We start from the raw sequence: 13,328 nt of genomic DNA, 5'->3' as shown, positions 1-13,328 counted from the left end.
TCCGATGACCAGCCTCACCGACCGCACGCGCGCCATGTTCTCGATCGAGATCGACCTCGGAGACCACTTCGAATCCGCAACAACTCGGGTCCTCCACGAAGGTCACGCCGTGAAGGTGTACGAGCGCTCGAGTCCGAGATCCTTGCTTGCAGACAGCATTCGCTTCATGATCGCGGAACGAGTGATGCAACTCGAGGTACGTTTCAGAGGGGCCACGTATCTCTGGCTGCCGGGTGCATACCAACTGACGTTGGACGCCTTCAGATTCCTTGCGTGCCTCGAGCAGGAGAACCTCAGCGTGACGTCAGCGCTCGACGCTGGCTGCGGCTGCGGGGTTATCGGTGTCGGGCTCGCTCACCTCGCCGCACCACGACGGTTGCAACTGCTCGATGTGAATATGGAAGTGCTCGCAAACGCCGAAGCTAACACTGCACAGATCGGCGATGAGACGGCGGTCGAGCTGAGGCACGCAGAGTTCTCGCCCTCAGCCCTCGAAGAGCGCTTCGACGTCATCGTCAGCAATCCTCCGTACTTCCCGAGCGGGGCAATCGCAGTGCCTGCCGGACGAGTGACGATGACGGATGAGTTCAACCTGACTGAAGCGTTGATCCGCGGATTCGAAGCGCGGACCAACCTTCTCTACTTCACGTTCTCCGAAGTCTTGGGGACCGAGATCCGTGAAGCGGTCGATGCCGCAGGTTTCTCGGACTATTTCGAAGTGGTCGACAGTTGGGAAGCACCGATACCTCGGAGCATCGTGTCGGATCTACTCGAGGACAGATTCGATGTGATATTAGGTAACCAGGACGAACTGCGCCATCGCGTTTCCGTGGGAAGGCTGCGTCAATAGCCCTGTCTAGAGCTACGCTTCGCGGACACAGAAGCTCCCGCCGCACTCTCGGTCGGAAGCGACGAGGAGTGCGACGGGAGCGAACCCGTGAGGCGCGGGTCAGAGGTACGAGCCGTCGGGCTGAGGGAAGAAGCCGATGTGGCTGTAGAACACGCTGAACGACAACAGGATCCACAACAGACCGAGGCACCACGCGAACACGGCGAAGATCCGCGCGACCCACCTGCTCTCGAGAAGGAACGGTGCGAGTACCGCGGTCACGCCGGTACCGATGTAGAGCACCATCATCAGAAGCGGCTCGAGCAGGCTGCCGGCCATGAGGCGTGCGAGCGGCTCGATGTCGGGTGGCCGCCACATGCCGAAGTGCATCCCGCCGATGCCGATGAGCACGAGACCGAAACCCCCGATCGCGCCCACGAAGAGCAGCGGTCGGAGCGCCGCGAACATGGCATCAGGGCCCACGTCGACGCCGTTCTTGTCGGCATGCGCCTTCGTGCGGAGAACGATCAGGCCGGCGATGAACGTGAGGAGGCCGTAGAGCGCGGCAGGTTCACCGAAAGTGAAGTTGTCGACCTTGCAGCAGAACGCACCGTCGACCTGGGCGAGCGGCCACGTGAGCATCATGAAGAAGCCAGTGACACCGAGGAAGAAGCCCGCAGCGATGAACGTGTATCCCCATCCCACCATCGATGCGTGATCGGCGCGCTGCACAGCGCGCATGAACAGGGGTATGAGGAGAATGATCGCGCCGGCGACCAGCGCCATGGTGGTGTTGAACGTGATTCCCTGAAGCAACATGGCTACTCCGCACCGCCCTTGAGGAGCTCACGCAGCGACATCGCGGCGATCACGATCGTGAAGCCGACGCACAGGGTCGCGATCGAGAGATCCTGCCCGACGCTCCCTGTCGCTGTGACCCAGAACACGACGGCGATGATGACGGCCAATGCCAAGACGCCGAGCGCGACCCTGGGCAGCGACGCCACCCATCGATCCGCTCGTGTGCGGACGGCAGCGTCCTGTTCTTGCAGTGTTACATCCAAAATAATACCTACCTTCATGACAGAGTGTAGCCTGCCCACGCGCAGGCGCGCCTGAAGGTGGTTCTGCGGAGCTCGGGGTCAGTTCTGCATCGCGATCTGCTGCCCGGTGACGAGGGGGTACGCGACGAGGTCGGCGGCATCGAGGTCTTCCCGGTGCATGTCCACCCCGGTGATCTGACTGTTCTCGTACGTCGTGTAGTAGTAGATGCCCTTGTCGGTGTTGCAGCACGAGGAGTAGATCGTGATCTCGTACTTCTCCTCGTCGCCGACCTGCACGCACCCGCGCTGCTGGGCGACGGAGCCGAGGATCTGGAAGAACTGGCTGATCGACTCCGACTCCGAGGTGCCGCACACGGAGTTCATGCGCGTGAACACGGCCTTCACGAAGCGCGACGACGACGAGAGGTCCCCTGGCAGCCCGATCCCGCCCATGCCGCGACTGTAGAGGTCGAGGGGAACCTCGGGCGCGAACGTGTTCTCCGGCTGCCGGTTCGACAGGTGCGAGAAGTCGTTCAGCCGGAAGCTCTGGATGTCGAACGTGGGGTTGTTCGTGAGCACGCCCCACGGGTTGTCGTACACCTTGAGTCCTCCGCGCACGCTCTCCACCGTGATCGACGCGGTCTTGTCGGCGATGATCCAGTGCAGCGGAGACAGGGGGAACTCGGCGCTGAAGTCGATGTCGACCAGGCTCACCGAACGCAGCGCGTCTTTCACCTGCGCGACGGTCTCGAACTGCCCGAGCACCCACGGGATGAACTCGAACGGAGTGATCTCGGTTCCCCCCGAACCCTCCGGCGGGTAGTACGCGTTCTCCGGGAAGTTGAGTCCGGCCATGCCGAGGCCTCGCTCGTTCGCCGCGTCGTAATACAGCGGATAGCCGTCCGCGATCGTCGCGATGCCGATGATCGCGTGATGCGTCGTCAGCGACGGGAGGCGCCGGAACGGGAACACGAAGTTCCTCGGGGTGACGGTGACCGTCTCGTGATACGAGAACTCCAGATCGAGATTCCTCCCGAAATAATGGTCGGCGGTGGTGAAGCTCAGTCCTGTGCACATGGTTCTCTCCCGTTCCGGGGCCCGGTCAGGTCCGCGAGTGGGGGCCATGCTTCCATGTTCCCCTTCGGAGCAGAAGGGGGTGGGAACGACGAAGGAGGGCCCCGGTGCGGGAGACCCCTCCTGTTAGGCTGATTATCTAGCTTTATTCAGTCTTCATAAAGCATGGTAAGAAACCTAAGGACCACACATGGACAGCGTGCTCAACCCTTACACACCGAACGCCGGCGCATCGCCCGACATCGTCGTCGGTCGAGATGAGCAGACGCAAGCATTCACCACCCTTCTGCGGCGGCTCGCGCGGGGGAGGACGCACCAGTCCATGATCATCACCGGCCTTCGAGGAGTCGGGAAGACCGTTCTCCTCAACGAATTCGGAGACATCGCCCGAGGCGAGCATTGGGAGGTTCTCGAGATCGAGGCGAGCAAGCATGATGACACTCGTTTCCGCCAATCGATGGCCTCGTTGCTCAAGGCCGCGCTTCTGCGTCTCTCGCCCCGCGTGAAGTGGACTGATCGAGCGCGACGTGCTGCAGCCGTCGTTTCGTCGTTCGCGCTGTCCGTCGATCAGCAGGGCGCGTGGTCGCTGTCATGGGACATCGAACCCGAAGAGGGCCTGGCCGACCACGGTGACCTGGCCATGGACCTAACCGATGTGCTGGTCGCCATCGGCGAGATTGCTCAGGAGCGCGAACGGGGCATCGCCATACTGATCGACGAGGTCCAGTTCCTCAGCCCGAAGCAGCTCGAAGCTCTCATTCAGGCCGTCCACAAGACAGTGCAACGAAAATTGCCCATCACCTTCGTGGGCGCGGGCCTACCCCAGATCGCAGAGCTCGCGGGCGACGCGAAATCGTACGCCGAGCGGCTGTTCCAGTTCCCCAAGATCGACTCTCTGGAGGACGAGGACGCGCGCCAGGCGCTCATCGAACCAGCTCGAGCCGAAGGGGTGGACTTTGAGAGCGACGCCGTGGCGCTCGCGCTCGAGATTTCCCAGGGGTACCCGTACTTCATCCAGGAGCTCGGGTTCCAGGTGTGGGAGATCGCGGAACAGTCACCGATCACGCGGTTGGACGTAGAGACTGCTCAGGAAGGCTACGAAGCAAAGCTCGACAGCTCCTTTTTCCGAGTCAGGCTCGACCGCGCGACTCCCCTGCAGACCGCCTACATGCGGGCCATGGCGGAACTCGGACCCGAGCCTCAGAAGGCTTCCGAAGTGGCGAGGGTTATGGGCCGAGAATCCACCCAACTCGGGCCAACGAGGGCCGAATTGATCGACATGGGTCTCCTCTACACACCAGAGCATGGATACGCTGCATTCACCGTCCCGGACTTTGACAAGTTCATGAAGCGAGCCGTGCCCACGCTGGTCGTTCCTGAACTGCAGAAAAGAAACCGCAAGGCGACGACGGACGGATGAACGACGAAGGAGGGCCCCCGGTGCGGGAGACCCTCCTTCGTGAAGGTGGAGCGGTGTCAGCTGGTGACGGTCCAGTCGAACTGGTCACCGTACTGCTTCAGCCACTCGTCGACGGCATCCGCTTCCTTGCCCTCGCCGAATTCGTTGACCACGAGGTCCTCGAGCGCGCCGTACTGCTCGTCGTCGAGCTTGATCTGCTCGATCAGCTCGGCCGCCTCGGGGAACTCCTCCGCGAAACCCTTGTGACCGAGGAAGTGCGGGCCCTCGGCCTCGCCCATCGCGCCCTTCGGGTCTTCGAGGTCCTTCACGGGGAAGGCGTCGTTGGCCCAGAACGGACGCCACAGCGTGACGACGACGTCATCGTCGATCCGGAATCTCAGACGTTAGCGGTGGAGGACATTGACGTCAGCATCCAAATGCCTGGCGAAATTACAGAATCGGTTGTGGACGTATCCCAAGTCCCGGAGGTCTTGCTCTCTGCGACCGGCCCCGCCCTGCTGAGCACAAATCACGATTCAACACTCATCAGCAGCTACGCAACAGACGACGGGGTGCAGACCCTCATCCAGATTCCGGACGCATCCGCCCCGAGTGAGTATCGCTTCCCCCTCAATCTGCCCGTGGGCGGACAAGCCGCTCTCTTTGACGACGGATCCGTGGTCATCTCCGATGGCGCTGGAGTCGCCACCGGCGGGTTTCGGGCACCGTGGGCTGTCGACGCAAACGGTGATTCCATCCCGACATCGTTCCGCATAGAAGGCACAACCCTTATCCAAACGGTCGCCATCGATGCGGACACTGTTTTTCCCGTAACTGCTGACCCTGATCTCGGTACAGAGTGGTGGGGATACTACGTACAACTCACGCGTGCCGAGACAAAGAAGGCAGCCTCCGTGATCGCGAACAATCAGGGGGCAGGAGTACTCGCCGGCGTGGCCTGTGGAGCGCTTCCCGGGCCCGCTGCGCTGGGATGTGGTGCGGCGATCGCCCTGGCTTATTTCGCACTCATCGACCCGATCAACCGGGCGAACACCGCGGGAAAGTGTGTGGTGATCAACTACCCTTGGCTTGCGTTGTCCAACCCGCCCATCGGGTGGACATCGATCAACGCGACGACCGTGAATTGCAGGCGATGATGGAATCCTTTGCGAGCAGGCTCGTGATCAACTCGCTGATCGCGTTGTTCATCCTTGTGGTCCCCCTGTTCTCTGGGAACCCCATCACGTGGTGGAACATCGGGGGAGCTGTCGCGGTCATCGTCGTGACGTTCATCACCCGCACGTGGTACCCCGACAAGAACAAGCGGCGGGGCGATCCCCCACAGTAACTCGTCCTAGGGCGGGAACACGCCGATGGGCGGAGGCTCCGTAAGGAACACTCCGCCCATCGGGGAGACGTCCGCCCGTCAGCTGGTGACGGTCCAGTCGAACTGGTCACCGTACTGCTTCAGCCACTCGTCGACGGCATCCGCTTCCTTGCCCTCGCCGAATTCGTTGACCACGAGGTCCTCGAGCGCGCCGTACTGCTCGTCGTCGAGCTTGATCTGCTCGATCAGCTCGGCCGCCTCGGGGAACTCCTCCGCGAAACCCTTGTGACCGAGGAAGTGCAGGCCCTCGGCCTCGCCCATCGCGCCCTTCGGGTCTTCGAGGTCCTTCACGGGGAAGGCGTCGTTGGCCCAGAACGGACGCCACAGCGTGACGACGATGTCCTCCTGCTTGTCGGTCGCGGTCTTCAGCTCGGTGAGCATAGCCGCGGTCGACGAGGTGACGAGTTCGTACTCGCTGTCGAGCCCGTACTCCGGCATCATCTTCTGCGTCTGAGCCGTGAGACCCGCGCCCGGCTCGATGCCGTAGATCTTGCCGTCGAAGTCGGCGCCCTTGCCCACGAGATCCTCGATCGAGGTCAGGTCGGAGTACTCCGGCACCGCGAGCGTCAGCTTGGCGTTCTCGTAGTATGCGCCGAGGTCTTCGATGTCGTCGCCGTACGTCTTCATGTACTCGGCGTGGGTGAGCTCGGGCCAGGCCGAGGGGTACATGTCGACATCACCCTGCGCGAGACCGGTGTACAGCGGGCCCGCCTCGGTGAGCGTCTTCATCTCGACCGTGTAGCCGATCTTCTCGAGCTGGTCCTGCAGCAGGTACGCCGTGCTCAGGCCGTCGGTCCACGAGGGCAGGAAGCCCAGGGTGATCGTGCCCTTGTCTTCGGCGCTGCTGTCGCCGCCGCCCGTGCCACCGGCGCCGTCGCTGCTGCAACCGGCGAGGGTGAGCGCTGCTGCGGCGCCGAGTGCGGTGAGTGCCAGGATCTTCTTCTTCATGTGATTTCTCTCTCGGTTCCGTATGGGTGTTGTTCCGTAGGGGTGAAGCTCTCAGTGCACGCCGCCGCCGATGGGTGCGCGACGCGGCGAGGCCTTGACCCGCTCCGCTTCGCTCGCGGCATCCTGCTGCTCGATGACCTCGGGGTGGGGGCGGATGCTGCTCCACCACCACCGCCGCGCGGCGTGCGGCGACGCTCGATCATGCCGAGCAGCGACGAGCGGTTCTCGCCCGGCGCTCCCAGTGCCGCGGTGACGCGGTCGAGGAAGACGGCGATCAGCACGACGCCGAGGCCGGCCTCGACGCCCTTGGGGATGTTGATCGTCGAGATCGCCTCGACCACCATCTTCCCGAGGCCGTCTGCACCCGCCATCCCGGCGATGACCGCCATGGACAGCGCGAGCATGATGACCTGGTTGACACCGGCCATGATGGTCGGCATCGCGAGCGGCAGCTGGATGCCGCGCAGGATCTGTCCCGGCTTGGCGCCGAACGCCTGTCCGGCCTCGACCGTCTCGGAGTCGACGCCACGGATGCCGAGCTCGGTCAGTCGCACCCCGGAGGCAGCGCGAAGATCACGGTGGCGACGAGTCCGGGCACCACGCCGATGCCGAAGAACACGATCGCGGGGATCAGGTACACGAAGGCCGGCATCGTCTGCATGAAGTCGAGCACCGGCTTCAGCACCGCGCGCACGGTCGCGTTGCGCGCCGACCAGATGCCCAGCGGCACGGCGATCAGCACCGCGATGATGGCGGCGACGAGCACGAGCGCCAGGGTCTGCATCGCGGGGACCCACAGGTCCATCCCGACGATCAGCCCGAACGACACGACCGTTCCGATCGCGAGCTGCCACGAGCGCACGAGCCAGGCGATGAGCGCGGCGATCACGATGATGACCGCGAAGCTCGGCGCCAGCAGGAGGGATGTGAGTCCGTCGACGAGGAAGCTCATCACGAACGAGATCACGTCGAGCAGACCGTCGAGGTTGTCCTTGACCCAGTCGACGACAGACTCGATCCAGGTTCCGACGGGGATGCGGAAGCCGTCCATCAGCGCACCTCCTCCGTGGTCGAGGCGTCGGCCGGGTCGGCCGTCCACCCGTCATCCAGCACCGCATCGATCTCGGCCTGCGGCATCGGCATGAGCGGCAGCGTGATCTCCTCGGTCGCACCGGGACCGGGGCCCAGGGCGGCCAGCAGCGTCACGCGCGGGATCACGCCCACCAGGCGACCGTCGGCATCCGTGACAGCGAGCGGAAGCGGCGACTCGACGGCGGGGACGAACAGGTTCATCAGCACCTCGTCCTCACGCACGCTCTGCAGCACGGGCTTGAGGATCGAGTCGAGGGTGGTCGCGCCGTTGCGCACGAGCTTGACCGCGTCGCGGTCGGTCACCACGCCCACGAGCTGGCGGTCGCGCCCGACCACGTAGGTGGCCGACATGTACGCGTCGCGCATCTGGCGGAGGGCCGTGCGGGGACCTGCGGTGTGCGGCACGACGGGGCGCGGGCGCTCCATCACGTTCGCCGCGGTGAGCACGCGGGCGCGGTCGACGTCCTGCACGAACTGCTCGACGTAGTCGTTGGCCGGATCCATCAGGATGTCCTCCGGCGTGCCGATCTGCACGATACGGCCGTCGCGCATCACGGCGATGCGGTCACCGAGGAACATGGCTTCGTTGAGGTCGTGCGTGATGAACACGATCGTCTTCTGGAGCTTCTGCTGCAGTTCGAGCAGCTGCTCCTGCATCTCCCGACGGATCAGGGGGTCGAGTGCGCTGAACGCCTCGTCCATCAGCAGGATGTCGCTGTCGGCCGCGAGCGCACGGGCGATGCCGACGCGCTGCTGCATGCCGCCGGAGAGCTCGGAGGGGAGCTTGTCGCCCTGCCCCTCGAGGCCGACCAGTGCGAGGATCTCCTCCGCCTTCGCCAGACGCTCCGCCTTGGGCGTGCCCTTGAGCTCGAGCGGATAGGCGACGTTCGCGGCGACAGAGCGGTGCGGCAGCAGCGCGAAGTGCTGGAACACCATCGAGATGCGGTCGCGACGGATCTCGCGGAGCCGCGACGACGGGATGCCGGTGATGGGGTCGCCGTTCACGGTGACGGTGCCCGAGGTGACCTCGTGCAGCCCGTTGAGCATGCGGATGATGGTGGACTTGCCCGATCCGGACAACCCCATGATGACGAAGATCTCCCCGCGGTTCACGGTGAAGCTGGCGTCGATGACCGCGGCGGTACCGGCATCCGCGACGGCGGCTCGGCTCTCACCGGCCTTCAATCGGCGGACGGCGGTGCTCGGGTTCTTGCCGAACACCTTGTACAGATTGCGCGCTTCGAGAGCGATTTCGGACACGTTTCCCCTGCGGCTCGCCTTCGGGTGGCTGAGCCTGCTTCGGTCACGTCCGGGTGACGCTCTCGAGGCCGTTCGACATGTCTGCTGTGGCGGCACGGACGGCGGATTTCGGATCCACCGCGATAGAGCATCGACCGTACGTCCACGCCTCTTCGCAGCACAGCTCATCGAAAGAAGGACGTGGTCGCGGACTGGTCTTCGGGCCGTCAGGCCCACGTTCCAACGTAACGAAATGGCCGATCAGGGGCAAATCCTGGCCGTCGAACATACTCGAGTTTCCGCGGCTGACCGGGGAATTGGTCTCCTTCCCCTCGCCTCGCTCTCGCCCCCTCACGCACCCACCAGGCAAGGGGTCAAGACACGCCGCGCGCGAGCGCGCACATGCGGCGTTTCCTGACCCCCCGAGAGGGAGCGTCAGTGCCGGGTGCTCCGCGACACCGTGAACTTCGGGGTGCGGTGCAGCTGTTCGGTCGGACCGATCAGGCGGGTCAGTTCCGGGCGGTAAGCGAGCGACGAGTTGTAGACCGTGAAGAGCTCTCCACCGGGGCGGAGAACACGCGCGGCAGCCTCGAACAGGCGCGTCGCGGCTCCCGTGTGCACACTCGTGCCGAGGTGGAACGGCGGATTCAGGAGCACGACGTCCACGCTCGCGTCCGGGATCTCGGATGCCGCATCGTCGTGTGTGACCGAGACGCGGTCGGCGACCCCGTTGGCTTCCGCCGTCGCCCGGGCGGAGGCCACCGCAGCCGCCGAGCGATCGGTCGCGGTGACCTGCGCCTCGGGGTGCGCGAGCGCGTATGAGACGGCGAGCGCACCGGTGCCGCAGCCGAGGTCGAGCACGCGGCTCGCCTGGTCGCCGTTCACAACTCCGGAAGAACCGCCGTTCTCCGGCCCGTTCTCGAGGAGTTGTGAACCACCGAGACCGAGCACCTCGAGCAGCACCCGCGTGCCGATGTCGAGACGGACGCCGGCGAAGGCGCCCCCGTGCGCGACCAGAGTCAGCCCATCGTGCCGTGCGGTCACCGGAAACGGCGGCTCGGCGGGCGCCGGGCGCGGGTCGGAGGCGACGATCAACCGCGACTTCCGCTCAGCGCGCTGTGCCTGGACATTCGCGAAGCTGCGCCCGAGCACGTCATTCTGTGCGAGGGTCATGTGCTTCACCCGCCCTCCCGCGACGAGCACCACGTCGGGAGCTGCCCAGCGGCTCACGGCATCGGCGATCTCCTCGAGTTCCGCGAGCGACTTCGGCAACTGCAGCAGCACGAGGCGCGCCGCGGAGAGCAGGTCCGCGTCGAGCTCATGGGAGTGAAAGCCGGACAGTCCGAGCTCGTCGGCGTTGCGCGCGAGAGCACGACGCCCTGTCGCGAGGTCCTGATGCACACGGATACCGCTTCGCTCCGCGGCCGTGAGCGCCAGAGTGATCGCGCCGTACTCGTCGCCGATCACCACGGTCTCGGCGCCTGCGACGTCGAACGCGAGCGCCCGTTCGACGAGCAGCAGATCGGTGGCGTCATACGCCTGGAGATTCTCCGCCTCGACGTCGGGCCAGCGGCGCAGGCGGCTGTAGGGGAACTCCGGCACCAGCCCACTGTACGCGGGCGCCGTAAGGATTTCGCATGCGTTGTTTTTTCCCGATTCACAACTTTGTGAATCGGGCGTACGCTCCCGCGCATGACCACCGTCATCTCCACCCAGGATCTCACCAAGCACTACGGGCATGTCCACGCCCTCGACGGGCTCGACCTCATCGTCGAGCCCGGTCAGGTCCACGGTTTCCTCGGCCCGAACGGCGCGGGCAAGTCGACCACGATCCGCATCCTCCTCGGTCTCGCACGCCGCACCTCGGGCGAGGCGACCGTCTTCGGCGAAGACCCCTGGAGCCATGCCGTCGACCTGCACCGACGCATCGCCTACGTCCCCGGCGACGTCAGCGTCTGGCCGAACCTGTCCGGAGGTGAGGCCGTCGACCTGCTCGCCCGGCTGCGCGGCGCTCGCACGAAAGACGCCACCTACCAGCACGAGAAGAAGCGACTGATGGACGCGTTCCAGTTCGATCCGCGCAAGAAGGGCCGCGCGTACTCGAAGGGCAACCGGCAGAAGGTCGCCCTGATCGCGGCGTTCGCCGTTCCCGCCGACCTCTACATCCTCGACGAGCCCACCAGCGGCCTCGATCCCCTGATGGCGGTCATCTTCCAGCGCGAAGTGGCCCGTGCACACGCGAACGGCGCGACCGTGCTGCTGTCGAGCCACATCATGAGCGAGGTCGAGCAGTTGTGCGACCGGGTGTCGATCATCCGCGCCGGCCGCATCGTCGAATCCGGCACGCTCACGGAGCTGCGACACCTCACGCGCAGCGACGTGTCGTTCACCCCCGCCGGAGCCACCCTCGAGCAGGTCGCCCGCATCGCCGACGTGCACGACCCCGAGCAGCAGGGCGACCGCATCCGCCTCGCCGTCGACAGCGACCGCACTGCCACAGTGCTCCCCGCGCTCGCCGCCCTCGGCATCACCGACCTGCGCGTCGCCCCACCCTCGCTCGAAGAACTCTTCCTGCGCCACTACGGCGACGACCTCGCGACGACACTCGAAGCCGCGGAAGACGGCGGGACGGATGACGCGGAACCCGCCACCCGCCGCGAGCGTCGCGCCCTGAAGGGTCGCGCGTGATGACCGCATTCGGCATCCTCCTGCGGCAGAGACTGCGGCGAGACCGACTGCAGCTGATGCTGTGGGTCGTCGGCACCGCACTGATGGCCTTCGCCGGGTACGCCGGGGTCACCCAGTCGTACTCCACGCTCGCCGACCGGCAGAACATCCTCGCCGCGGCCCTGGCGAACCCCGTGATCCTGATGTTCCGCGGACTGCCATCCGGCACCTCGGAGGGCGCGTTCCTGGCGTTCGAGGTGCTGCCGTGGCTGGCGCTGCTCGCCGCACTCATGAGCACCTTCCTCGCCGTGCGCCACACCCGCGGAGACGAGGAGGCGGGTCGTGCCGAACTCGTGTGGGCCACCCCCGCCGGTCGCCGACTGCCGACCGTCGCGACCCTCGTGCACGGCCTCGTCGCGAACGTCGTCCTCGCCGCGCTCACCGCTCTCGCCCTGCTCGCAACCGGCCTTCCGGCGGCAGGGTCGCTCCTCTCCGGCGCCGCAGCGGGTGCGTGCGGTATCGCCTTCCTGGGGATCGGGCTGCTCGCGGCACAGCTCATGCGCACCTCGCGCGGGGCGAACTCCCTCACGGTATGGGTGCTCGTCGCGACGTTCCTGATCCGCGGTATCGGCAATGCGGCAGGGACCCCGAGCGACGACCTCACGAGCATGGTGAGCGCGTGGCCGGCGTGGCTCTCGCCATTCGGATGGGCCGAGCAGACGCGCCCCTACGACGCCGACCTCGCCTGGCCGATGCTGCTCGGGCTGGCGTTCGGGCTCGTGCTCGCCGCGGCGTCCATCGCCCTGCAGTCGCTGCGTGACATCGACGCGAGTTTCGTGGCGGAGCGCCGCGGGCGGGTGTCGGCACGACCCGCTCTGGCTTCGCCGCACGCCCTGGTGTGGCGTCTCACGTCGGGCTCGATCATCGGCTGGGCGGTCGGCGGTGCGATCACCGGCATCCTCGCCACGACCCTGGGCGGTCTGGTCGACCAGATCTCGGGAGAGAACCCGGCCGTGGCCGAGATCCTGACCAAGATCGGCGGTGCGACGGGTGGCCTCGACGAGGTCGTGGTGACGGTCTTCTTCACGCTGCTCGGCATCCTCGCCGCATGCTGTGCCGTGCAGACCGTCGTCCGGGCACGGCAGGAAGAGGCGCACGGAACCGCCGAGGCCGTGCTCGCGGCCCCGGTCGGACGCGTGCGCTGGCTCGCAGACTTCGTGGTCGTGGGTGTCGTCGCAGTGCTGATCGTCGTCGGCGCGGCGGTGCTGGCGGGGTGGATCGGCGTGTGGTCGAACGACGGCGACGAGTCGCTGTACCGCATCGTCGCGGTCGCGGGACTCGGGCAGGCGGTCGCGGCGGCCGTGTTCGCGGTGCTGACGGCTCTGGTGTTCGTACTGATCCCCCGTGCGACGACGGCGGTCGCCTGGAGTCTCGTACTGCTCGCCGCCATGTTCGGGATGTTCGGGCCGCTGTTCGGCCTGCCGGAATGGAGCGCGAATCTCTCTCCGTTCGCGGTCACTCCGGTAGTGGATGGGAGTGGTGTCGACGTGCGCGGGCTGTGGTGGCTGGTGCTGGCGCTCGCCTCGGGAGGTGCCGCCGCCCTCACCTTGATGCGACGGCGTGAGCTGGCGTCCGGCGCCTGAGGACGAG

The 13,328-nt window shown here is 65.8% G+C and carries 12 protein-coding genes and 2 pseudogenes; 6 read left to right on the top strand and 8 right to left on the bottom strand.

Annotated features, from left to right (window positions below; genetic code table 11):
• Positions 1 to 4 precede the first annotated feature (4 nt).
• Positions 5 to 850 carry a methyltransferase gene (locus tag K1X59_RS00740; RefSeq protein WP_183151484.1) on the top strand — a complete coding sequence of 282 codons (846 nt, stop codon included), beginning with the start codon at positions 5 to 7 and terminating at the stop codon, positions 848 to 850.
• A 99-nt stretch (positions 851 to 949) separates the two neighbouring features.
• On the opposite strand, the gene K1X59_RS00735 is transcribed toward K1X59_RS00740, so the two are convergent.
• The 3 genes from K1X59_RS00735 to bsh form a co-directional block, all read right to left on the bottom strand.
• Positions 950 to 1,648 carry a DUF981 family protein gene (locus K1X59_RS00735; RefSeq protein ID WP_183151483.1) on the bottom strand — a complete coding sequence of 233 codons (699 nt, stop codon included), beginning with the start codon at positions 1,646 to 1,648 and terminating at the stop codon, positions 950 to 952.
• A gap of 2 nt (positions 1,649 to 1,650) precedes the next feature.
• Positions 1,651 to 1,836: a hypothetical protein gene (locus K1X59_RS00730; RefSeq protein ID WP_183151482.1), complete on the bottom strand. Its 186-nt coding sequence runs from the start codon at positions 1,834 to 1,836 to the stop codon at positions 1,651 to 1,653.
• A gap of 135 nt (positions 1,837 to 1,971) precedes the next feature.
• On the bottom strand, positions 1,972 to 2,949 hold the full coding sequence (gene bsh, locus K1X59_RS00725) for a choloylglycine hydrolase (protein WP_183151481.1): 978 nt from the start codon (positions 2,947 to 2,949) through the stop codon (positions 1,972 to 1,974).
• A 187-nt stretch (positions 2,950 to 3,136) separates the two neighbouring features.
• On the opposite strand from bsh, the gene K1X59_RS00720 reads away from it, so the two are divergent.
• On the top strand, positions 3,137 to 4,366 hold the full coding sequence (locus K1X59_RS00720; protein ID WP_183151480.1) for an ATP-binding protein: 1,230 nt from the start codon (positions 3,137 to 3,139) through the stop codon (positions 4,364 to 4,366).
• A gap of 56 nt (positions 4,367 to 4,422) precedes the next feature.
• On the opposite strand, the pseudogene K1X59_RS00715 reads toward K1X59_RS00720, so the two are convergent.
• Positions 4,423 to 4,728 (bottom strand): annotated as a pseudogene (locus K1X59_RS00715) (glycine betaine ABC transporter substrate-binding protein); the annotation flags it as partial.
• Positions 4,729 to 4,755: 27 nt separating this feature from the next.
• On the opposite strand from K1X59_RS00715, the gene K1X59_RS00710 reads away from it, so the two are divergent.
• Together K1X59_RS00710 and K1X59_RS00705 are read left to right on the top strand one after the other, a co-directional pair.
• Entirely contained in the window at positions 4,756 to 5,502 is a 747-nt protein-coding gene (locus K1X59_RS00710) for a hypothetical protein (protein ID WP_183151479.1), read from the top strand.
• Positions 5,499 to 5,693, top strand: a complete 195-nt coding sequence (locus tag K1X59_RS00705) for a hypothetical protein (protein WP_202045455.1) — start codon at positions 5,499 to 5,501, stop codon at positions 5,691 to 5,693. The genes K1X59_RS00710 and K1X59_RS00705 overlap by 4 nt, the downstream gene beginning before the upstream one ends.
• A 78-nt stretch (positions 5,694 to 5,771) precedes the next feature.
• On the opposite strand, the gene K1X59_RS00700 is transcribed toward K1X59_RS00705, so the two are convergent.
• The 4 genes and pseudogenes from K1X59_RS00700 to K1X59_RS00685 all read right to left on the bottom strand — a co-directional run bounded on the left by K1X59_RS00700 (position 5,772) and on the right by K1X59_RS00685 (position 10,613).
• The gene (locus K1X59_RS00700) at positions 5,772 to 6,680 is read right to left on the bottom strand and encodes a glycine betaine ABC transporter substrate-binding protein (protein WP_183151478.1); all 909 of its coding nucleotides are present in this window, start codon (positions 6,678 to 6,680) and stop codon (positions 5,772 to 5,774) included.
• A gap of 149 nt (positions 6,681 to 6,829) precedes the next feature.
• A pseudogene (locus K1X59_RS00695) lies at positions 6,830 to 7,731 on the bottom strand (ABC transporter permease); the annotation flags it as partial.
• Positions 7,731 to 9,032 carry a glycine betaine/L-proline ABC transporter ATP-binding protein gene (locus tag K1X59_RS00690; protein WP_183151477.1) on the bottom strand — a complete coding sequence of 434 codons (1,302 nt, stop codon included), beginning with the start codon at positions 9,030 to 9,032 and terminating at the stop codon, positions 7,731 to 7,733. The gene K1X59_RS00690 and the pseudogene K1X59_RS00695, both read right to left, overlap by 1 nt.
• Positions 9,033 to 9,446: 414 nt before the next feature.
• On the bottom strand, positions 9,447 to 10,613 hold the full coding sequence (locus K1X59_RS00685) for a class I SAM-dependent methyltransferase (RefSeq protein WP_258566991.1): 1,167 nt from the start codon (positions 10,611 to 10,613) through the stop codon (positions 9,447 to 9,449).
• 90 nt (positions 10,614 to 10,703) lie between these two features.
• Here K1X59_RS00685 and K1X59_RS00680 point away from each other — a divergent pair, with 90 nt between their 5' ends.
• Positions 10,704 to 11,699, top strand: coding sequence for an ABC transporter ATP-binding protein (locus K1X59_RS00680; RefSeq protein ID WP_220173830.1), 996 nt, complete (start codon positions 10,704 to 10,706; stop codon positions 11,697 to 11,699).
• Positions 11,699 to 13,321 (top strand): ABC transporter permease, encoded by a 1,623-nt coding sequence (locus tag K1X59_RS00675; protein WP_183152718.1) that lies wholly within the window; start codon positions 11,699 to 11,701, stop codon positions 13,319 to 13,321. The genes K1X59_RS00680 and K1X59_RS00675 overlap by 1 nt, the downstream gene beginning before the upstream one ends.
• The last annotated feature ends 7 nt before the right edge of the window (positions 13,322 to 13,328 follow it).

The sequence above is a fragment of the Microbacterium sp. Se5.02b genome (assembly GCF_019464375.1).
Classification (GTDB): domain Bacteria; phylum Actinomycetota; class Actinomycetes; order Actinomycetales; family Microbacteriaceae; genus Microbacterium.
This window is presented reverse-complemented; position numbering and strand designations above follow the sequence as displayed.

What these genes read in the sequence shown, in the direction of transcription:
- K1X59_RS00740 (WP_183151484.1), top strand. Translation starts at nt 5, where the DNA reads ATGACCAGCCTCACCGACCGCACGCGCGCCATGTTCTCGATCGAGATC.
- K1X59_RS00735 (WP_183151483.1), bottom strand. Translation starts at nt 1,648, where the DNA reads ATGTTGCTTCAGGGAATCACGTTCAACACCACCATGGCGCTGGTCGCC.
- bsh (WP_183151481.1), bottom strand. Translation starts at nt 2,949, where the DNA reads ATGTGCACAGGACTGAGCTTCACCACCGCCGACCATTATTTCGGGAGG.
- K1X59_RS00720 (WP_183151480.1), top strand. Translation starts at nt 3,137, where the DNA reads ATGGACAGCGTGCTCAACCCTTACACACCGAACGCCGGCGCATCGCCC.
- K1X59_RS00705 (WP_202045455.1), top strand. Translation starts at nt 5,499, where the DNA reads ATGATGGAATCCTTTGCGAGCAGGCTCGTGATCAACTCGCTGATCGCG.
- K1X59_RS00700 (WP_183151478.1), bottom strand. Translation starts at nt 6,680, where the DNA reads ATGAAGAAGAAGATCCTGGCACTCACCGCACTCGGCGCCGCAGCAGCG.
- K1X59_RS00680 (WP_220173830.1), top strand. Translation starts at nt 10,704, where the DNA reads ATGACCACCGTCATCTCCACCCAGGATCTCACCAAGCACTACGGGCAT.
- K1X59_RS00675 (WP_183152718.1), top strand. Translation starts at nt 11,699, where the DNA reads ATGACCGCATTCGGCATCCTCCTGCGGCAGAGACTGCGGCGAGACCGA.